Source organism: Martelella mediterranea DSM 17316 (genome assembly GCF_002043005.1).
Classification (GTDB): Bacteria; Pseudomonadota; Alphaproteobacteria; order Rhizobiales; family Rhizobiaceae; genus Martelella; species Martelella mediterranea.
This window is the reverse complement of record NZ_CP020330.1, coordinates 3,658,016-3,676,033: the sequence shown is the minus strand read 5'-3', so window position 1 is coordinate 3,676,033 and position 18,018 is coordinate 3,658,016. Positions and strand designations below refer to the sequence as shown.

21 protein-coding genes are annotated in these 18,018 nt (G+C 62.6%); 12 read left to right on the top strand and 9 right to left on the bottom strand.

Annotated elements, in window-relative coordinates:
* Positions 1-72 precede the first annotated feature (72 nt).
* Complete coding sequence (locus Mame_RS17080) at positions 73-1,512, top strand: cation:proton antiporter (protein ID WP_018066543.1); 1,440 nt, start codon at positions 73-75, stop codon at positions 1,510-1,512.
* 115 nt (positions 1,513-1,627) lie between these two features.
* Here Mame_RS17080 and rpmG read toward each other — a convergent pair whose 3' ends face one another.
* Positions 1,628-1,795 (bottom strand): 50S ribosomal protein L33, encoded by a 168-nt coding sequence (rpmG, locus tag Mame_RS17075; RefSeq protein WP_018066542.1) that lies wholly within the window; start codon positions 1,793-1,795, stop codon positions 1,628-1,630.
* Between the two features lie 298 nt (positions 1,796-2,093).
* Between rpmG and Mame_RS17070 the strand changes: the two genes are divergently transcribed.
* Positions 2,094-2,771 (top strand): spermidine synthase, encoded by a 678-nt coding sequence (locus Mame_RS17070; protein ID WP_018066541.1) that lies wholly within the window; start codon positions 2,094-2,096, stop codon positions 2,769-2,771.
* 102 nt (positions 2,772-2,873) lie between these two features.
* The gene (locus Mame_RS17065) at positions 2,874-3,791 is read left to right on the top strand and encodes a sensor domain-containing diguanylate cyclase (RefSeq protein ID WP_026173784.1); all 918 of its coding nucleotides are present in this window, start codon (positions 2,874-2,876) and stop codon (positions 3,789-3,791) included.
* 38 nt (positions 3,792-3,829) lie between these two features.
* Here Mame_RS17065 and Mame_RS17060 read toward each other — a convergent pair whose 3' ends face one another.
* From Mame_RS17060 to fabI, 4 genes are all read right to left on the bottom strand, one after another.
* Positions 3,830-4,255, bottom strand: a complete 426-nt coding sequence (locus tag Mame_RS17060) for a DUF983 domain-containing protein (RefSeq protein WP_018066539.1) — start codon at positions 4,253-4,255, stop codon at positions 3,830-3,832.
* Between the two features lie 61 nt (positions 4,256-4,316).
* On the bottom strand, positions 4,317-5,414 hold the full coding sequence (aroC, locus tag Mame_RS17055) for a chorismate synthase (protein ID WP_018066538.1): 1,098 nt from the start codon (positions 5,412-5,414) through the stop codon (positions 4,317-4,319).
* Between the two features lie 75 nt (positions 5,415-5,489).
* Positions 5,490-6,083 (bottom strand): histidine phosphatase family protein, encoded by a 594-nt coding sequence (locus Mame_RS17050; RefSeq protein WP_026173782.1) that lies wholly within the window; start codon positions 6,081-6,083, stop codon positions 5,490-5,492.
* A gap of 164 nt (positions 6,084-6,247) precedes the next feature.
* Positions 6,248-7,066, bottom strand: coding sequence for an enoyl-ACP reductase FabI (gene fabI / locus Mame_RS17045; RefSeq protein ID WP_018066536.1), 819 nt, complete (start codon positions 7,064-7,066; stop codon positions 6,248-6,250).
* A 238-nt stretch (positions 7,067-7,304) separates the two neighbouring features.
* Between fabI and pdxH the strand changes: the two genes are divergently transcribed.
* From pdxH to fabF, 4 genes are read left to right on the top strand one after another with little or no spacing between them, the layout of a single operon-like run.
* Positions 7,305-7,922 (top strand): pyridoxamine 5'-phosphate oxidase, encoded by a 618-nt coding sequence (gene pdxH / locus Mame_RS17040; protein WP_018066535.1) that lies wholly within the window; start codon positions 7,305-7,307, stop codon positions 7,920-7,922.
* Positions 7,923-7,933: 11 nt separating this feature from the next.
* Positions 7,934-8,404 (top strand): heme-degrading domain-containing protein, encoded by a 471-nt coding sequence (locus Mame_RS17035; RefSeq protein WP_018066534.1) that lies wholly within the window; start codon positions 7,934-7,936, stop codon positions 8,402-8,404.
* 52 nt (positions 8,405-8,456) lie between these two features.
* A complete protein-coding gene (locus Mame_RS17030) occupies positions 8,457-8,891 on the top strand; it encodes a MarR family winged helix-turn-helix transcriptional regulator (RefSeq protein ID WP_018066533.1) in 435 nt (144 codons plus the stop codon).
* Positions 8,892-8,934: 43 nt separating this feature from the next.
* Complete coding sequence (fabF, locus tag Mame_RS17025; protein ID WP_018066532.1) at positions 8,935-10,209, top strand: beta-ketoacyl-ACP synthase II; 1,275 nt, start codon at positions 8,935-8,937, stop codon at positions 10,207-10,209.
* 2 nt (positions 10,210-10,211) lie between these two features.
* Here the strand turns inward: fabF and Mame_RS17020 are convergent, their stop codons facing one another.
* Genes Mame_RS17020 through Mame_RS17005 form a run of 4 tightly spaced genes read right to left on the bottom strand, consistent with a single transcriptional unit; the run spans position 10,212 to position 13,187 of the window.
* Positions 10,212-10,736 (bottom strand): GNAT family N-acetyltransferase, encoded by a 525-nt coding sequence (locus Mame_RS17020; RefSeq protein ID WP_235726854.1) that lies wholly within the window; start codon positions 10,734-10,736, stop codon positions 10,212-10,214.
* A gap of 47 nt (positions 10,737-10,783) precedes the next feature.
* Entirely contained in the window at positions 10,784-11,086 is a 303-nt protein-coding gene (locus tag Mame_RS17015) for a hypothetical protein (RefSeq protein WP_018066530.1), read from the bottom strand.
* Positions 11,083-12,501 (bottom strand): metalloprotease TldD, encoded by a 1,419-nt coding sequence (gene tldD, locus Mame_RS17010; protein ID WP_026173780.1) that lies wholly within the window; start codon positions 12,499-12,501, stop codon positions 11,083-11,085. Before tldD ends, Mame_RS17015 begins: the two co-directional genes overlap by 4 nt.
* Before the next feature lie 59 nt (positions 12,502-12,560).
* A complete protein-coding gene (locus tag Mame_RS17005) occupies positions 12,561-13,187 on the bottom strand; it encodes an invasion associated locus B family protein (protein WP_018066528.1) in 627 nt (208 codons plus the stop codon).
* A gap of 359 nt (positions 13,188-13,546) precedes the next feature.
* On the opposite strand from Mame_RS17005, the gene coxB reads away from it, so the two are divergent.
* The 5 genes from coxB to Mame_RS16985 all read left to right on the top strand — a co-directional run bounded on the left by coxB (position 13,547) and on the right by Mame_RS16985 (position 17,835).
* Positions 13,547-14,443 carry a cytochrome c oxidase subunit II gene (gene coxB / locus Mame_RS17000; RefSeq protein ID WP_051085154.1) on the top strand — a complete coding sequence of 299 codons (897 nt, stop codon included), beginning with the start codon at positions 13,547-13,549 and terminating at the stop codon, positions 14,441-14,443.
* A gap of 10 nt (positions 14,444-14,453) precedes the next feature.
* Positions 14,454-16,103: a cytochrome c oxidase subunit I gene (gene ctaD / locus Mame_RS16995; protein ID WP_018066525.1), complete on the top strand. Its 1,650-nt coding sequence runs from the start codon at positions 14,454-14,456 to the stop codon at positions 16,101-16,103.
* Positions 16,104-16,175: 72 nt separating this feature from the next.
* Complete coding sequence (locus Mame_RS16990) at positions 16,176-17,102, top strand: heme o synthase (protein WP_018066524.1); 927 nt, start codon at positions 16,176-16,178, stop codon at positions 17,100-17,102.
* Between the two features lie 4 nt (positions 17,103-17,106).
* Positions 17,107-17,241: a hypothetical protein gene (locus tag Mame_RS27540; RefSeq protein ID WP_018066523.1), complete on the top strand. Its 135-nt coding sequence runs from the start codon at positions 17,107-17,109 to the stop codon at positions 17,239-17,241.
* A gap of 9 nt (positions 17,242-17,250) precedes the next feature.
* Entirely contained in the window at positions 17,251-17,835 is a 585-nt protein-coding gene (locus Mame_RS16985) for a cytochrome c oxidase assembly protein (protein WP_018066522.1), read from the top strand.
* Positions 17,836-18,018 lie beyond the last annotated feature (183 nt).

The following is an 18,018-nucleotide window of genomic DNA, read 5'->3' as shown; positions in this document are numbered from 1 at the left end:
CCGTGCGGCACGCTTGAGCTTTTCAGGCGTTACCGCCTATGTTCTGATCCGTAGCAAACCGAAAGGAAATCGATGGAGCAGGTTGTCCACGAAGCCGTTGCGCAGGCGGGGTCCCATGGCGGCGATTTCGCGGCCGTCGCGCTGGTCATCGCTGTTGCAGCGCTCGCCGGTCTCGGTTTTCTGTGGCTCAGACAGCCGCCGCTCGTCGGGTTCATCCTGGCCGGAATCCTGCTTGGGCCCACCGGCCTGGGGCTGATCGAGAACAATGACAGCGTGGCCTTCCTGGGCGAAATGGGCGTTGTCGTGCTGCTGTTCTTCATCGGCATGGAGTTGTCGATCAAGGCTTTTGTCATCTCCTTGCGCCAGGCGCTTCTGGTGGTCGGCGGGCAACTGGTCAGCGCGGCCCTGCTGGCGGTGCTGATCGGCCTGCTCTTGGACGTGACCACCCGCGAGATCGTGATTCTGTCCTTCGTCATTGCGATTTCCTCGACCGTGGTGGCGATGAAGATGCTGGACGAGATGGATGCGTTGCGCGGCGATGCCGGTCGGATCGCGGTCGGCGTGCTGATCGCGCAGGACATTGCCGTTGTGCCGATGCTGATCTTCGTCTCGAGCTTCGGCGGGCAGGGGTTCGATATCACCGCGACCGCGATCCGGGTGCTGGTCGCCGTCGGGATCATGGCGGGGCTGCTCTGGTATTTCGGCCGTTTCGGCAAGCTCAAGGTGCCGTTCGCGGAAAAGGTCGAGGACAAGGTGGAGCTGCTGGCGCTCGGCGCGCTGGCGCTCTGCTTCTCCGCCGCCGCGATTTCGGGCGTTGCCGGGCTTTCGCCCGCCTATGGCGCGTTCCTCGCCGGCATCTGCATCGGCAATTCCACCCTGCGCAGCCGTGTCATTCCGGTGGTCGAGCCGATCCAGAGCGTTCTGCTGGTGATCTTCTTCCTGTCCATCGGCCTGTTGATCGACCTGACCTTCATCTGGGACCATCTCGCGATCGTCCTGCTGGCCGCCGTCGGCGTCGTCGCGGCGAAATCGGTGCTCAACGTCATGTTCCTGCGCTGGACCGGTTCTTCGCCGCAGACGGCGTTGATCGCCGGGCTTTCGATGGCGCAGGTCGGAGAGTTCTCGTTCGTGCTCGCCGCTGCCGGGCTGGCGGCCGCCGCGCTCAGCGACGATCTCTATCGTCTCGTGATCGCGGTCACGGCAATCACGCTGCTGGTCTCGCCGGTCTGGGTTTCGGTGATGCGGCGCGTGGAGGCGACGCTCACGGAGGGGCTCGAAAGCTACCGCAATGCCCTTGCCGTCGCCTATGCGCAGGAGCTGCGCGAGGTCGGGCGCGGCCGGGCCTTTGTCGGCCATGCGGTCGCCGGCTCGCGCGCCCGGCTGATCGCCTTCAACCACGCCCGCCGCGAACGCCGGCGCCGCAAGGCGGAGCGCCGGGCGGAAAACAAGGCGGCAAAAGGCGCGGCTGCTTCGGCGGTGAAAGCCGAACCTGACGGCGGGCAACATAGCTGAAGAACAGGAGAGGACCCGGCAATTCGCGCCGCGTCCGCCCGTCAGTAGAGTGCGCAAACGAAAAACGCGCGGGCGAGAGCCCACGCGTTCAAACAATGCCGATGGAAAGCCGGGACTACTTGATCTTGGCTTCCTTGAACTCGACGTGCTTGCGCGCGATCGGATCGTATTTGGTCTTGACCATCTTTTCCGTCATCGTGCGGCTGTTCTTCTTGGTGACGTAGAAAAAGCCGGTGTCTGCCGTCGACAGCAGCTTGATCTTGATCGTTGTTGCCTTTGCCATTTTATTCCGCCTTCAAGAGCAATCCGCTCTCCCTGATGGAAAACGGAACCGGTACGCCCGGACTTTAATTTGAAAATCAAGAAGCGCCCGCATCGGACGCCTCGCATACTCGCCGGACCGGTGGCCACGGCAAAATCTGGCGGGACACTACGAATCCTGGCGTAAAAGTCAATACGGACCCGTTCCAAAAGCCGAACTTGTCGCATTTCTTCGCCGGTTGCGTTGCAGTGGAGGCGATTTTGGGCGAGTTAGGAGGGGCAAACAGACTTTACCCGCAAACAACCATACGACCGCAGCCATGATTCCCTGGATAGAACTTGATAGCGCCGCCATACCCGGCGAGACAGGCACGCTGCGTCTGAAGCGCCGCGGCGACGAGTTCTCGATCATGCTCGGCGCGAACGAACTGATGAACAGCCGGCTTTCCGGGTCCGAGGAGGCGTTGGCGGAATTGTCCTGCGCGAAGCTTGCCGGGCGCAAGGCGCCGGTGGTGCTGATCGGCGGGCTCGGCATGGGGTTCACGCTGCGCGCCGCCCTTGCCGTTCTGCCGGGCGATGCAAGGGTCGTGGTGGCCGAACTGGTGCCGGCGGTGGTGAAATGGGCGCGCGGCGAGATGGCCGCAGTCTTCAAGGGATCGCTCGACGATCCGCGCGTTGAAATTCATACCGGCGATGTCGCAAGCCTGATCGAGAAATCGAAATCGGCATTCGACGCGATCCTGCTCGATGTCGACAACGGTCCCGACGGGCTGACGCGCGCCTCCAATGACCGGCTTTATGATGCCGGCGGCCTCGGGCGTTCCGGAAGGGCGCTGCGCCTTGGCGGCGTTCTCGCGGTCTGGTCGTCCGGTCCGGATCCGCGCTTCACCGCCAGGATGGAGAAAGCCGGCTTTGCCACGGAGGTCCGGACCGTCCGCGCCAATGCCAAACGCCGCGGCGCGAAGCATGTCATCTGGCTGGGCGTCGGCCACAGATAAACTGAGAGTTGGCTTAAGGCGGATGCTTGTCCTGTGTCTCAACCGGCCCATATCTGAGATTAGTTTCGAAGTAGTGCGGGCCAAAACAACGATCGCGCCGATATGGAACGAAAACTGAGGAAAATTCTGCGGTTCATCGAGACAGCGGGTGTCATGTTCGCGGTTTTCGATGAGAACGATGTGCTGGTCTATGCCAACCGGCTGTACCGGGAGGCGTTCTTCCTCACGGAGGAGGAATATCCATACTGGGGCGATATGATGCGGCGCAATTTCGAGGCGCGTCGCGGCACGGTTATCGGCGAAACCGATTTCGATCTCTGGCTGAAGGGCACGCTGTCGCGGCGCGGCAAGGTGCCGTTCCGCGCCTTCGAGACCGATGTCCACGATGGAGGCTGGCTGTGGATGACCGAAACCGTCGACGAGGACGGCTGGATGGTCTGCATTGCCAGCGACATCACCAAGCTTCTCGTCAAGGACAGCATGTTGCGGCGGGAGCGTGATATCGCGCTCAGGCGCTCGCTGACCGACGACCTGACGGGGATCGCCAACCGGCGCTTCGTGATGGAGCGGCTGAACGACATGATCGCCCGGGACGGCGTTGCCGCCAATGGCCGCCCCGGCTGTTTCGCCATTCTCGATCTCGACAATTTCAAACAGGTCAATGATCGTTTCGGCCATTTTTCCGGCGATCGGCTGCTGATCGACTTCGCTCGCGAAATCTCGCTGCAGGTGCGCAGAACCGATTGTTTCGGACGTCTGGGCGGCGAGGAGTTCGGCCTTGTGCTGCCGGCCACGACCGGCGCGGAAGCAATCGTGATCATCAACCGCATGCTGGCGCAGATCAGTTCGCTGCGGCCGTTCCCGGATCACCCGGAATTTTTCTACTCCTGCTCGGCCGGCGTGGCATCGGTTATACCGGGCGAAGCGCAGAGCGAACTCTATGCGCGCGCCGACGAAGCGCTTTACCGCGCCAAGAGCGAGGGGAAGAACAGGGTCTGCGTGGCGGAAATCGCTGCTTGAGAAGGACCTGATGATGCCGGCGGAAAACGGCCGGTGCGTCAGTATTCGGCCGGCTGGTCGTCGCCCTTGCCGTCGAAGCCGTGCATTTTCAGCGCCCATTGCAGGCCAACGACGGCGCCCTTGATGGGCTGGATGATCGCGAAGGCGGCTATTGCCGTGAGCGGCACCCAGATGGCGAGATGGACCCAGTCCGGCACATCCAGAAGCTCCGCGCCGGTCATGTAGCCGCCGACCATGAAATGGCCGAGGATCAGGATGACGAGATAGGCCGGCAGGTCATCGGCGCGATGGTGATGGATTTCGGTGCCGCAGGCCGCGCAGGCATCGACGGTCTTCAGGTAACGGGAAAACAGCCTGCCCTCGCCGCAGGCCGGGCAGCGGCATTTCAGCCCGTTTATGATCGCGGGCATCCGCTGGCGGTCGCTTTTCTCGCCGTAGCGATGATGATTGGCTTGGTCGGCCATGATCGTCTCCGTGAAGCGTCCGACTGTTTCAGAATGGCGCGCCAAAGGCAATCGCCATCGATCAGTCGAGCCGGCCGGTCTGGCCGCGATCACGCAGGTAGTGATCGGCGATCGTGCATGCAAGCATGGCCTCGCCGATCGGCACCGCGCGAATGCCGACGCAGGGGTCGTGGCGGCCCTTGGTGCGCAGGTCAACTTCCTTGCCGTCCTTGTCGATCGTCTGGCGGGTGGTCAGGATCGAGGAGGTCGGCTTCACGGCGAAGCGGGCGACGATCGGCTCGCCGGTCGAAATCCCGCCGAGAATGCCGCCGGCATGGTTGGAGAGAAACCGCGGGCGGCCGTCATTGCCGATCCGCATCTCGTCGGCATTTTCCTCGCCGGTGAGTTCGGCGGCGTTGAAGCCTTCGCCGATCTCGACGCCCTTGACCGCGTTGATCGACATCAGGCCGGCGGCGATCTCCTGGTCGAGCTTGGCGTAGATCGGCGCGCCGAGGCCTGCCGGCACACCTTCGGCGACCACCTCGACCACTGCGCCGACGGAGGAGCCGGCCTTGCGGATTTCATCGAGATAGTCTTCCCAGACCGGCACCATTTCGGGATCGGGGCAGAAGAAGGCGTTGTTGCCGATTTCGTTCCAGTCCCAGTTGTCGCGGTTGATCCTGTGCTTGCCGATCTGCACCAGCGCGCCGCGATAGGTCACACCGGGCAGCACCTTGCGGGCGATCGCGCCGGCGGCGACGCGGGCCGCGGTCTCGCGCGCCGACGAACGCCCGCCGCCGCGATAATCGCGAAGGCCGTATTTCACATCATAGGTGTAATCGGCATGGCCGGGGCGGTATTGACGGGCGATCTCGCCGTAATCCTTCGAGCGCTGGTCGGTGTTCTCGATCATCAGCGAGATCGGCGTGCCGGTGGTGATGAAGGTGACGCCATCCTCCTGCGGCAGCACGCCGGAAAGCACCTTCACCTCATCGGCCTCGCGGCGCTGGGTGACGAAGCGCGACTGACCCGGCTTGCGGCGGTCGAGATAGGTCTGGATGTCGGAAAGCGTGAACGCGATGCCGGGCGGGCAACCATCGATGACGCAGCCAAGCGCCGGCCCGTGGCTTTCGCCCCAGGTGGTGACGCGGAACATGTGTCCGAATGTATTGTGCGACATCAAAAACCTCCTGCGACCGGCCATTTCTCAAGGCTCGGCTCTATAGCAATTGGTCGAGGAGGAAAAGGCTCGACGCTACACAATCCAGCCGATCACACCGGTCTCCGGGTCGAGGCTCAGGATATTGTCCTGCGGGATCGCGAGTTCGGCGGCCTCGGCTGTGCTGGCGCCGCCGACGATCCTGAACAGCGAGCGGATCACGCCGCCATGGGCGACGCAGACCGTCGGCCCTACCACGTCCTTCAGCCAGGCCCCGACCCGCCAGGACAGGATTTCATAGCTCTCGGCATCGTCGCCGGGCGGCACGAAGGACCATTTGTCCTTTTCGCGCTCTTCGAGAAGCGCAGGGCTGACCGTCGAGAGCTCCTTGAGCGTGCGGCCTTCCCAGTCGCCGAAGGAGAGTTCCTTCAGCCGGTCGTCGGTGCGGTAGAGCTCCGGCGTCAGCCGCATTGCGGCGCGCACGCGCTCCATCGTCTCGCGGGTTCTCGAAAGCGGGCTCGCGACGAAATCGTAGAGATGGGCGTCGGCGCCGAGAATTTCGGCGAGTTCGCTGCCATTGCCATTGGCCTGGCTGCGGCCCGTATCGTTGAGCGGTATGTCCTGCTGGCCCTGGAGCCGGTACTCGGCGTTCCAGTCCGTCTGGCCGTGGCGGATGACATAAATCTGCAATTTCGGCGTCCCGTGGTTGCTGGCGCGCCGCCTGATCAACTTTCATTACAGGCGGATGCGAAAATTCAAAAGGAGGAGGGGTTTTTGCACACTTTTCGGCGGACCGACATTGTGTGGACGACACCCGAGAGAAAAAGGCGCGGGATGGTCTGCGCCTTGAAGCCTTAGTCCTTGACCACCGAAATGTCCGGCGCGTCGACGGCCTTCATGCCCACCACGTGATAGCCCGAATCGGCATGCAGCACCTCGCCGGTGACCGAGGTGGAAAGGTCCGACAGCAGGAACAGCGCGGTGTTGCCGACTTCGTCGATCGTGCAATTGCGCTTCAGCGGCGAGTTGTATTCGTTCCACTTCAGAATGTAGCGGAAATCGCCGATCGCCGAGCCGGCCAGCGTCTTGATCGGACCGGCGGAGATGGCGTTGACGCGGATGCCGCGCCCGCCGACATCGACGGCCATGTAGCGCACGCTGGCTTCCAGCGCCGCCTTGGCGACACCCATGACATTATAATGCGGCATCACTTTTTCCGCGCCGTAATAGGTCAGCGTCAGCATCGAGCCGCCGTCATTCATCATCTTCTCGGCGCGGCGCGCGATGGCGGTGAAGGAATAGACCGAGATATCCATCGACTTCGCGAAATTCTCGCGCGAGGTGTCGATATAGCGGCCGGTCAGTTCTTCCTTGTCGGAAAACGCGATGGCGTGGACGACGAAGTCGATCTTGCCCCATTCCTGCTCGAGCCTGGCGAAAACGTCTTCGATGCTTGCCGGATCGGTGACATCGCAATGGCCGGCCATCAGGGCGTTGAGCTCGTTTGCGAGCGGCTCGACCCGCTTCTTGAGGTTGTCGCCCTGCCAGGTCAGCGCGATCTCGGCTCCGGCGTCATGACATGCTTTGGCAATGCCCCATGCGATCGAACGGTTATTGGCGACACCGAGAATAATGCCGCGTTTGCCTTTCATGAGGCCGGTTGCTTCCGCCATGTGTCGATGCTCCTTGAAACTCATCTGGTTTCTGCCTATGGCATAGGCGGCTAATCGGTTCAAGCTGACCTTTCCGCGTCGATGGCGCTTTCGCCGGCGAAACGCCGCTTGCAAGGCGCCGCGGTTTGGTCTTCTCTCATATCCATTCTCTCGCTTGCCGGAACGGACGTCCGGCGCGATTTTTCCGCGATTTGATTGCGACCGTACGGCAGGCGAAACATGATCGGGAGTGACGACGATGGCTGACGACGGCGGCAAGGCTGATTTCACCGAGGAGAACGACCCTTTCGCACTGTTCGCCAAATGGCTGAAGGATGCCGAGGCGAGCGAGCCCAATGATCCGAACGCGGTGGCGGTCGCGACCGTCGACGAGGACGGCCTGCCCAATGTGCGCATGGTGCTGATGAAGGAATTCGATGCCAACGGTTTCGTGTTCTACACCAATTTCGAAAGCCAGAAGGGCAGGGAGCTTCTCGGTCAGCCGAAGGCGGCGATGTGTTTTCACTGGAAGTCGCTGCGCCGCCAGATCCGGTTGCGCGGCCCTGTGGAAGTGGTGACCGACGCGGAGGCCGATGCCTATTTCCAGTCGCGCCCGCGCGGCAGCCGCATCGGCGCCTGGGCCTCGAAACAGTCGCGCACGCTGGAAAGCCGGTTCGCGCTCGAAAGGGCGGTTGCCAAGACCACGGCGAAATACGGCGTCAGCGAAATACCGCGCCCGGCCCACTGGTCGGGCTTCCGCCTGAAGCCGGTCTCGATCGAGTTCTGGCATGACGGCAAGTTCCGCCTGCACGACCGCATCGAATTCCGCCGCAATGCCGCCGAGGGCGGCTGGCACAAGGTCCGCATGTATCCGTGAGGGAGTTATCGATGGCAAACGAACTTGAAGACGAGGTCGCCGGCCAGGAGAAGAAGCTGGTTCTCGCCCGTTTCGACGAGACCGATGCCTGGGATCTCGGCCAGCGGCTGGTGGACCGTGCGCTGGCGCTCGACGCGCCGGTGGTGATCGATATCCGCACGCCGAGCCGTACGCTGTTTCATGCGGCCCTCCCGGGCTCCGCGCCGGACAACGACATGTGGGCGCGGCGCAAATCGAACGTGGTGTTCCACTTCCACCGCTCGTCCTACGCGATCGAGCTGGAACATCGCCGCAAGGGCCGTACCATCGGTCCCGAACTCGGCCTGAACCTGACCGACTACGCCGACCACGGCGGTAGCTTCCCCGTCCGCATCCGCCATGTCGGCGTCGTCGCGGCGATCACCGTCTCGGGCCTTGCCAGCAAGGACGATCACGGGCTGATCGTCGATGTGCTGACGGCGTTTGTGAAGGAACAGGGCTGAGGTTGAACCTCTCCGCTCTTGACATCGTGTATATGCAACGTAGGTTATCTCCATGACATGGACGAAGCCGACGGCGGACGATCTTTCGAGCTGCCTTATTCTCAACACCGTAAAGACGGCGCGGGTGCTGACCCGACGCTACGACAACCGGCTGCGTCCGCTCGAACTGACGGTGGCGCAGTTTTCCGTGCTGTCGGTCATGCGCGGCAATCCGGGCAAGTCCATCAACGCGCTTGCCGAGCGGATCGCCATGGACCGCTCCACGCTGACGCGCAATATCGATCTTCTGATCGCCAAGGGCCTTGTGGTCAAAACCACGGCGGAGCGCGGCAACGGTCGAATCTGCCGGCTGACGGACGAGGGGGATCGGCGGCTTGATGCGGCAATCCCGCTTTGGCGTGAGGCGCGCGATGAAATGCAGGCGCAATTGAAGGATCACGATCCAGTAGCCTATCTCGATGCGCTGGCGCGCCTCGCGGCCGCGTGATTTTTTTGCCCTGATATGTGTATATACACTATAGGAGAGATACATGTTTTCTGATGATCCGATTGTCATTACCGGAATGGGCGCGGTGTCGCCGCTTGGCGTCGGGGTCGACGTCAACTGGTCGCGGCTGATTGCCGCGCGGAGCGGCATTGTCGCCAATACCCGTTTCGACACGGAGGCCTATGGCTGCAAGGTGGCAGGTCTGGTTCCTGCAAAGGCGGACGATCCGGACGGTTTCGATCCGCTCGATTTCATCGAGGCCAAAGAACTGAAGAAGATGGACCTCTTTATCCAGTATTCGCTTGGGGCGACGGATGAGGCGCTGCGGCAGGCCGGCTGGGCGCCGGGGGATGAGGCGGCGCAATCGCGCACCGGCGTGGTGATCGCGACCGGGGTCGGCGGCTTCCCCGCGATCACCGACGCGGTGAAGACGGTCGAAGCGCGGGGCCCGCGGCGGCTTTCACCCTTCACCGTTCCTTCATTCCTGCCGAACCTTGCTGCGGGGCATGTCGCGATTCGCTATGGCTTCCACGGACCGAGCGGATGTCCGGTCACCGCCTGTGCCGCCTCAGCGCAGGCGATCGGCGACGGCATGCGGATGATTGCCTTCAATGAGGCGGATATCGTCGTCTGTGGCGGAACCGATGCCTGTGTCGATCCGGTTTCGATCGGCGGCTTCGGCGCGGCGCGCGCGCTGTCGACGCATTACAATGACGATCCAGCCGCCGCCTCGCGTCCGTTCGACAAAGGGCATGATGGCTTTGTGCTCTCGGAGGGGGCGGCAACCGTGGTGATCGAACGCCTCAGCCATGCCCGGGCGCGCGGCGCCGAGCCGCTGGCGGTCGTCGCCGGCTACGGCACCAGCACGGATGCCCATCACCTGACGGCCGGTCATCCGGAGGGCCGTTATGCCGCCGTGGCGATGCGTTCGGCGCTCGCCATGGCCAAACTCGACGCTGCCGAAATCGATTATATCAATGCCCACTCCACCTCGACCCCGGTGGGCGATGCAGCCGAGATCGCCGCTATCGGCAGCGTTTTCCCGGAACGCGGCAAGGATCTCGCCGTTACGTCGACGAAATCGGCGACCGGGCATCTTCTCGGGGCGGCCGGCGCAATCGAGGCGGTCTTTTCTGTCATGGCATTGCGGGACGGGATCATTCCGCCCGGCCTTAACATCCATGACCCGGAGGCGGCTGCTGATCGATACGACCTGGCCCCGCTCGCCGCAAAGAAAAAGCCTATCCGGCATGTTCTCTCGAACGGCTTCGGTTTCGGCGGCGTCAATGCCGCACTGGTGTTTGCCAAATCGCCGTAGCGTCAGTCCTGAGCGTACCGGTCCGACCGCTGCCATGTCGTCGGAACCGGTTTCTGCATCATGATCAGCGGGAAGGGCAGGCCGTTGTCGTCGGTCTGCCGCCGCTTGATGCCGCAAAAACCGTGGCGGCGGTAGAAGGAAAGCGCGCGGGTGTTGGCGGCATAGACTTCCAGCAGCAGGTGGCCCTTCAGACGGAAGGCGTGGTCGAGCAGCGCGGAGCCGATGCCGCCGCCCTGGCAATCCGGCGAGACGAACAGGCCGCCGATGAAGCTGTCGATCAGGCCGATGAAGCCGACGGGCGTTTCGCCGTTGACCGCCACCCAGGTCTCCGTTTCCGGCAGGTATTTTTCCGACACCAGCTTCTTCTGCGCGACGAGCAACTCGGCCGGCAGAAAATCATGGGCGACGGACGAGGCCCGATGCCAGATGTCGACAAGTGCGGCATTGTCCTCCGCCCGATAGGGGCGGATGGACGTGTCGGGTGCGGAAGAGGCCATGGCGGCGGAAGAAGGGGTTACGCAATACATGGGCCCATTGAGCCCGAAAGGCGTAAACAATCCGCTAAGCCGTGCCTTCAAAAGGCGGCGCTTCCGTCTGTCAGTTTCACGAGATCGTATACGTAGGATTTGTCGTTCTTCTTGCTGACCCACTCGCCCTCGAAAGGGGTCGCGCCCTGTTCCTCAGGTTCCACATTCCACGGGCGGCCGTTGATCGTGCCTGCACTGTCGACCGTACACCAGCCCTTCTCGGTGTGCCGGATGAGCCGGATATCGAGGTCGACGCGTTTCCAGGCGGGGAAGCCGTTTACAAATCCGTCAGGCGCGAAACGGTAGACCACGTCGTCTATTCGCCGCCGGAATTCGTATTCGATGGTCACGCCTGCGTGCCGCCGACGGTGATCTGATCCAGCCTCAGATGCGGCTGGCCGACGCCGACCGGAACCCATTGCCCGGCCTTGCCGCAATTGCCGATGCCGTTGTCGAGCGCGAGATCGTTGCCGACCATCGAGACGCGCTTCATCGCGTCCGGGCCGTTGCCGATCAGCGTTGCGCCCTTGATCGGCGCGCCGATCTTTCCGTTTTCGATCAGATAGGCCTCGGTGCAGTCGAACACGAACTGGCCGGAGGTGATATCCACCTGGCCGCCGCCGAAGGTGACGGCGTAAATGCCCTTCTTGACCGAGGCAATGATCTCTTCCTTGGTCTTGTCGCCGGCCAGCATGTAAGTGTTGGTCATGCGCGGCATTGGCAGGTCGGAATAGGACTGGCGGCGGCCATTGCCGGTGGGCGCCACGCCCATCAGCCGGGCGTTCATGCGGTCCTGCATATATCCAGTCAGCCGGCCGTTCTCGATCAGCACATTATAGGCGGACGGCGTGCCCTCGTCGTCGATCGAGATCGAGCCGCGGCGGTTCTCGATCGTGCCGTCATCGACGATGGTGACGCCAGGGGCGGCGACCATCTGGCCGACAAGGCCGGAAAAGGCGGAAAGCCCCTTGCGGTTGAAATCGCCCTCGAGCCCGTGGCCGACGGCTTCGTGGATCATCACGCCCGGCCAGCCATTGCCGAGCACGGCGTCCATCGTGCCGGCCGGCGCGTCGATCGCCTCGAGATTGACGAAGGCCTTGCGCAGCGCTTCTTCCGCGCCCGACTGCCAGTCCTGACGCGCGAAAAGGTCGGCGAAGCTCTGCCTTCCGCCAATGCCGAAAGAGCCGGTCTCCTGCCGGTCGCCGTCGCCGACGACCACTGAGATGTTGAGCCGCGTCATCGGCCGCACATCGCCGACGCGATAGCCATCGGCGCGCAGGATTTCGACGATCTGGTGGCTGGCGGCGAGCGAGGCGGAGACCTGACGCACGCGCGGATCGCGTTCGCGTAGATAGGCGTCGATTTCGCCGAGCATCGTGATTTTTTCTTCGAATGACGGCGCGCCGATCGGGTTGTCCTCGGAATAAAGCCGGGTATTGGTCCCGCGCGGCGGTTCGGCATAGGTGCCGTCATAACCGTGGTTTACGGCCTTGGCGGTGGCCGCGGCCCGCTTCAGCGCGCCGAGCGACAATTCGCCGGCATGGGCAAAGCCGCTGGCGTCGCCCGCCACCGCCCTGAGGCCGAAGCCGTGGCCGGTGTTGAACGCGCCGCCCTTCAGCCTGCCATCGTCGAAGGACAGCGATTCGCTCTGTGAATATTCGACATAGAGCTCGCCGTCGTCGGCGCCGTGCAGCGTGTCTTCGACAATGCCGCGGATCGTCGCTTCATCGGCATCGAAATGGCTGAGGAGGTCGCGGTCTGTCATGGTCGTTTCCGTCTTTTTATCCGTCATGCGTCCCATATAGGAACGATCGTCCCGCGATATCAGGGCAGGGCGTCATAGCCCTCGGCAAAACCCGAGAGGTCGACCGGAATGCCGATCGAGTTCTGATCGACCGAGAAGTTGAGGGTGAACACCGCCTGGGTTCCGGCGCGCAATATCCGCATCAGGTCGTCGTCGATATCGACCTCGACATAACAGCCGTCGAGATAGCAGCGCGAGAAATAGGCCTTGCCGATATCGACGTTGTCGACGAACAGGTTCATGCCTTCGGGCAGGAAAACGCCGAGCGGGGTCAGAACGCGCAGCAATTTCGCCTCGCGGTCGGCGGTCTTCAGCACCGCGATCGAAAGGCCGATTTCCGGGCGGTCGTCGGCGATCACGTTCTGCATCAGCGCGCATTGCTCGACGCTGGAGCCCGGCGGCTGATCGCAGACCATCGACCATGCGCCGTGATTCTCTCTGACCACGCTGTTGTCGGCCGGCGGCGCGGGTGGCACCGGCTGCGGGGCGGGTTCGGCGGCGGGCGTTGCGGCTTCCTCAGATGTTTCCCCGACGCTGTCGTCCGCGGCCTCCTGGGCGAAAGCGGGCAGGGCCGCGGAAAACAGCAGGCAGGCGAGGCTCAGCGCGCCGATCCTTCGAAGCGCATGATCTGCGGGAAATACGGGCATGGCGCGGGCTCCTCGGGTGATTTGGTATATTTCTTTTCCGATACCGGGCTTTGTGCCGCGTTCAAAAGAAATTTTCAACGGCTGAAGAAGGACTTGACCTGGGAAAGCGCGGCGAAATATCAGAGGGTGCGCGTGCCGCATGAGACAATTTGACGCTTCAAATTGGCAAATGCTATGGCATAATTGTGACTGAGGGAGAAAAACCGGTCGATGAAGTCGCCTGTTCGCCGGCCAAGGGGTGCGTCGGCGTCTCGGGATGCTATCATGGCGCTATCGCGCCGCGGGCGGTTTTGGTACTTCTGGCGCAAACGAACAGGATCCGGTTTGACCGAGGTCAAACGATGGTGGGAGAATTCAACGTGATGAATAAAACCAGAGCATGCATGACAGGTCTTCTCTGTCTTGCGGGCAGCGGGAGCGCCTTTGCCGCGCAGCCTGAGCCGTGGGAGATGACCCTGCAGCCGGCGGCATCGCCGATCATGCATCAAATTACCTGGTTCGAGCAGTATACGCTCTGGTTTATCGTGCCGATCGTGCTTCTGGTGCTGGCGCTTCTGATCCTGGTGATGGTGAAATTCCGGGAATCGAAGAACCCGACGGCATCGCGCACCAGCCACAACACCGCGATCGAGGTGGTCTGGACCGTCGCGCCTGTGCTGATTCTCCTGTTTCTCGCCGTGCCGTCCTTCAACCTGCTCACCAACCAGCTCACCATGCCGGAAGAGCCCGATCTGACGGTCAAGGCGACGGCGACGCAGTGGCTTTGGAGCTATGACTATCCCGAGATCGAGGATGGCGCGATTTCCTACGCCTCCTACCTGCTGACGGATGAGCAGCGTGCCGAATACGGCAAGGAGGACCGGGCGGTCTATCCGCGGCTTCTGGCCGTCGACAACGAGATGGTGGTTCCGGTTGGCGCAACAGTGCGCCTGCTTGTCACCGCCGCTCCGACCGACGTCATCCACTCTTTCGCAATGCCGGCCTTCGGCCTCAAGATCGACGCCATTCCCGGCCGCCTGAACGAAACCTGGTTCAAGGCCGAGGCCGAGGGCATCTATTACGGCCAGTGCTCGGAACTCTGCGGCAAGGATCACGCCTTCATGCCGATCGCGATCCGCGCGGTTTCGCCCGAGCAGTTCACCACATGGCAGGCTTCCGCCGCCACTGACGTCGAAGCCGCCAACCGCGCTTTGATGGCAAGCATCGACAATCAAGGGCAGGGCGCGGACGCGGTCATGCTCGCCGACAAGAATTGAGGAGAGCGATATGGCCGAAGCAGCGCACGCTCACGATCACGACCATAAGCCCGGCTTTGCCGCGCGATGGCTTTTCTCGACCAACCACAAGGATATCGGGACGCTCTACCTGATCTTCGCGATCTGTGCGGGCATTATCGGCGGACTTCTGTCCGTCGCCATGCGCATGGAATTGCAGGAGCCCGGCATCCAGATCTTCAACGGCCTTGCCGCCATGGTCTATGGCGATGCCGGTGCTGCCGCCATCGACCAGGGCAAGCATCTCTACAACGTGTTCACCACCGCGCACGGCCTGATCATGATCTTCTTCATGGTGATGCCGGCGATGATCGGCGGCTTCGCCAACTGGATGGTGCCGATCATGATCGGCGCGCCGGACATGGCGTTTCCGCGCCTGAACAATATTTCCTTCTGGCTGCTCGTGCCGGCCTTCCTGCTGCTTCTGCTTTCGATGTTCGTCGAGGGGCCGGCGGGTTCCAACGGCGTTGGCGGCGGCTGGACGCTTTATCCGCCGTTCTCCACCAGCGGCCAGCCGGGTCCGGCTGTCGACCTTGCGATCTTCGCGCTGCATGTGGCCGGTATCTCCTCGATCCTCGGCGCGATCAACTTCATCACCACCATCCTGAACATGCGCGCGCCGGGCATGACCCTGCACAAGATGCCGCTGTTCGCCTGGTCGGTGCTGATCACCGCCTTCCTTCTGCTGCTGTCGCTGCCGGTTCTGGCGGGCGGCATCACCATGCTGTTGACGGACCGTAATTTTGGCACGACCTTCTTCTCGCCGGATGGCGGCGGCGACCCGATCCTGTTCCAGCATCTGTTCTGGTTCTTCGGTCACCCCGAGGTCTACATCCTGATCCTGCCCGGCTTCGGCATCATCAGCCACATCATCTCGACCTTCTCGAAGAAGCCCGTGTTCGGTTATCTCGGCATGGCCTACGCCATGGTCGCGATCGGCGCGGTCGGCTTCATCGTCTGGGCCCACCACATGTACACGGTCGGCCTGTCGCTCGACACGCAGCGCTACTTCGTTTTCGCCACCATGGTGATCGCGGTGCCGACGGGCGTGAAGATCTTCTCCTGGATCGCGACGATGTGGGGCGGGTCGATCAGCTTCAAGGCGCCGATGGTGTGGGCGATCGGCTTCATCTTCCTGTTCACCGTCGGCGGCGTCACGGGCGTGCAGCTCGCCAATGCCGGCCTCGACCGCTCGTTCCACGACACCTATTACGTGGTTGCCCACTTCCACTACGTGCTGTCGCTCGGCGCCGTGTTCGCGATCTTCGCCGGCTGGTACTACTGGTTCCCGAAGATCACCGGCTACATGTACAATGAGAAGGTTGCCCATATTCATTTCTGGGTGATGTTCGTCGGCGTGAACCTGGTGTTCTTCCCGCAGCACTTCCTGGGCCTGTCGGGCATGCCGCGCCGCTATATCGACTATCCGGATGCCTTTGCGGGCTGGAACGCGGTGTCTTCCTACGGCTCCTATATCTCGGCCATCGGCGTGCTGATCTTCCTGTTCGGCATCTTCGAGGCCTTCGCCAAGAAGCGGGTCGCCGGCAACAATCCGTGGGGTCCGGGCGCAACCACGCTCGAGTGGCAGCTTTCCTCGCCGCCGCCCTACCACCAGTGGTCGGAACTGCCGCGCATCCGCTGAGGCGATGCGACAAACAACAAAGCTCGCGCGCCGCCAAATGGCGCGCGGTCTTGTTTGAAATGAGAGCTGACAATGACAGTAATCGACAACGACCTCGGCGACGATCTCGTGCTTTCGGAAGCAACCGGGCGGGATTATTTCGCGCTGCTGAAGCCGCGGGTGATGTCGCTGGTGGTGTTTACCGCCTTTGCCGGCCTGTTCCTGGCGCCGGGATCGATCAATCCGGTCATGGGGGCGATCGCGATCCTGTGCATCGCCATCGGCGCCGGCGCGGCCGGCGCGCTCAACATGTGGTATGACGCCGATATCGATGCGGTGATGTCGCGCACCGCAAACAGGCCGATCCCGGCGGGCCGGATCGGCCGCGAGGAGGCGCTCGCCTTTGGCATTGCGCTCGCCTGCTTTTCGGTGGCGACGCTCGGCCTTGCGGTCAACTGGTTCGCTGCCGGTTTTCTGGCGTTCACGATCTTCTATTACGCCGTGTTCTACACGATGTGGCTGAAGCGGGCGACGCCGCAGAACATCGTCATCGGCGGCGCGGCCGGCGCTTTCCCGCCCATGGTCGGCTGGGCGGCGGTGACCGGCTCGGTATCGCTCGACAGCATCATCCTGTTTTCGATCACCTTCCTGTGGACGCCGCCGCATTTCTGGGCGTTGGCGCTCTTCAAGATGCGCGATTACGACGATGTCGGCATCCCGATGATGCCGAACGTGGCCGGCGAAAAGTCGACCAAGAATCAGATGGTCGTCTATGCGGTGTTGACCGCGATCGCCGGCGTCGCGCCGGCGCTGACCGGGCTTGCAAGCCCGTTCTACGCGGTGTTCGCGGCCGGGCTCGGGGGCTACTTCGTCTATCAGTCGCTGAAGGTGCGGGCGATGGCCGAGGGCGACCAGAAGATGGTCCCGGCGAAGAAGATGTTCACCTTCTCGATCTTCTATCTGGCCGCGATCTTCGCCGGCCTGATCGTCGATCGCGCGGCCATGCTTGTGTTCGGGTGAGGCCATGATCGAGACAGTGAAATTGACCGACAAGCAGAAGCGGGCCCGGCGCGCGCGCAATATCGCGCTCGGCTTCGTCCTGTTCGGCCTCGTGGTGCTGTTTTACATCATCACCATGGTCAAGTTCGGCGCGGCCTGAGGAGGCGAGATGACGGAAGCGAGCGGCAAACGCAATAATGGCGCCATCGTCCTGATGTGCCTTGTTTTCGTGTTCGGCATGACCGCGATGAGCTTTGCCGCCGTGCCGCTCTACCGCATATTCTGTCAGGTCACCGGCTATAACGGCACGGCCCAGCGGGTCGAGCAGTATTCCAACGTGGTGCTCGACAAGTCGATCAAGGTGACCTTCGACGCCAATGTCGCGCCCGGGCTGGACTGGGAGTTCAAGCCGGAGCAGAAGTCGGTGTCACCCAGGATCGGCGAGACGGTGAAGGTTCTGTTCACCGCCCGCAACAAGAGCAGCGAACCTATACTCGGACAGGCGATCTTCAACGTCACGCCGCTTCAGGCCGGGGCCTATTTCAACAAGGTGGAGTGCTTCTGTTTCACCGAGACCGTGCTGCAGCCGGGCGAGACGCTGGAGATGCCGGTCGTCTTCTTCGTCGATCCGGCGATCGTCGATGCGGAAGAGACCAAGGATATCAGGGTTCTGACGCTGTCCTATACGTTCTTCGAACACGAGAAGCCGGTCGCCGCGAAGGCGTCTGCCGCAGGCTCGGACGGCAGCTCCTGAAGGAGCACCACCACCGCTCGCGGATTATCGTTCGCGGGGATTGATTAAAACGGCAAACTCGGACCAAATGCTGATAAAGCAGCGGGCGATTTGCCAAAGACCGGAAACGGTGTAGATGCTAGTTTACTGAGGCGGCGCCCGACGCGGGGCGCGGTTTTCAGGGAGAGAGGAAACGGGGACCAG

Excerpts from the sequence above, each read along its gene's own strand:
- Mame_RS17080 (WP_018066543.1), top strand. The coding sequence starts at position 73 with ATGGAGCAGGTTGTCCACGAAGCCGTTGCGCAGGCGGGGTCCCATGGC.
- rpmG (WP_018066542.1), bottom strand. The coding sequence starts at position 1,795 with ATGGCAAAGGCAACAACGATCAAGATCAAGCTGCTGTCGACGGCAGAC.
- Mame_RS17070 (WP_018066541.1), top strand. The coding sequence starts at position 2,094 with ATGATTCCCTGGATAGAACTTGATAGCGCCGCCATACCCGGCGAGACA.
- Mame_RS17065 (WP_026173784.1), top strand. The coding sequence starts at position 2,874 with ATGGAACGAAAACTGAGGAAAATTCTGCGGTTCATCGAGACAGCGGGT.
- Mame_RS17060 (WP_018066539.1), bottom strand. The coding sequence starts at position 4,255 with ATGGCCGACCAAGCCAATCATCATCGCTACGGCGAGAAAAGCGACCGC.
- aroC (WP_018066538.1), bottom strand. The coding sequence starts at position 5,414 with ATGTCGCACAATACATTCGGACACATGTTCCGCGTCACCACCTGGGGC.
- fabI (WP_018066536.1), bottom strand. The coding sequence starts at position 7,066 with ATGGCGGAAGCAACCGGCCTCATGAAAGGCAAACGCGGCATTATTCTC.
- pdxH (WP_018066535.1), top strand. The coding sequence starts at position 7,305 with ATGGCTGACGACGGCGGCAAGGCTGATTTCACCGAGGAGAACGACCCT.
- Mame_RS17035 (WP_018066534.1), top strand. The coding sequence starts at position 7,934 with ATGGCAAACGAACTTGAAGACGAGGTCGCCGGCCAGGAGAAGAAGCTG.
- Mame_RS17030 (WP_018066533.1), top strand. The coding sequence starts at position 8,457 with ATGACATGGACGAAGCCGACGGCGGACGATCTTTCGAGCTGCCTTATT.
- fabF (WP_018066532.1), top strand. The coding sequence starts at position 8,935 with ATGTTTTCTGATGATCCGATTGTCATTACCGGAATGGGCGCGGTGTCG.
- Mame_RS17020 (WP_235726854.1), bottom strand. The coding sequence starts at position 10,736 with ATGTATTGCGTAACCCCTTCTTCCGCCGCCATGGCCTCTTCCGCACCC.
- tldD (WP_026173780.1), bottom strand. The coding sequence starts at position 12,501 with ATGACAGACCGCGACCTCCTCAGCCATTTCGATGCCGATGAAGCGACG.
- Mame_RS17005 (WP_018066528.1), bottom strand. The coding sequence starts at position 13,187 with ATGCCCGTATTTCCCGCAGATCATGCGCTTCGAAGGATCGGCGCGCTG.
- ctaD (WP_018066525.1), top strand. The coding sequence starts at position 14,454 with ATGGCCGAAGCAGCGCACGCTCACGATCACGACCATAAGCCCGGCTTT.
- Mame_RS16990 (WP_018066524.1), top strand. The coding sequence starts at position 16,176 with ATGACAGTAATCGACAACGACCTCGGCGACGATCTCGTGCTTTCGGAA.
- Mame_RS27540 (WP_018066523.1), top strand. The coding sequence starts at position 17,107 with ATGATCGAGACAGTGAAATTGACCGACAAGCAGAAGCGGGCCCGGCGC.
- Mame_RS16985 (WP_018066522.1), top strand. The coding sequence starts at position 17,251 with ATGACGGAAGCGAGCGGCAAACGCAATAATGGCGCCATCGTCCTGATG.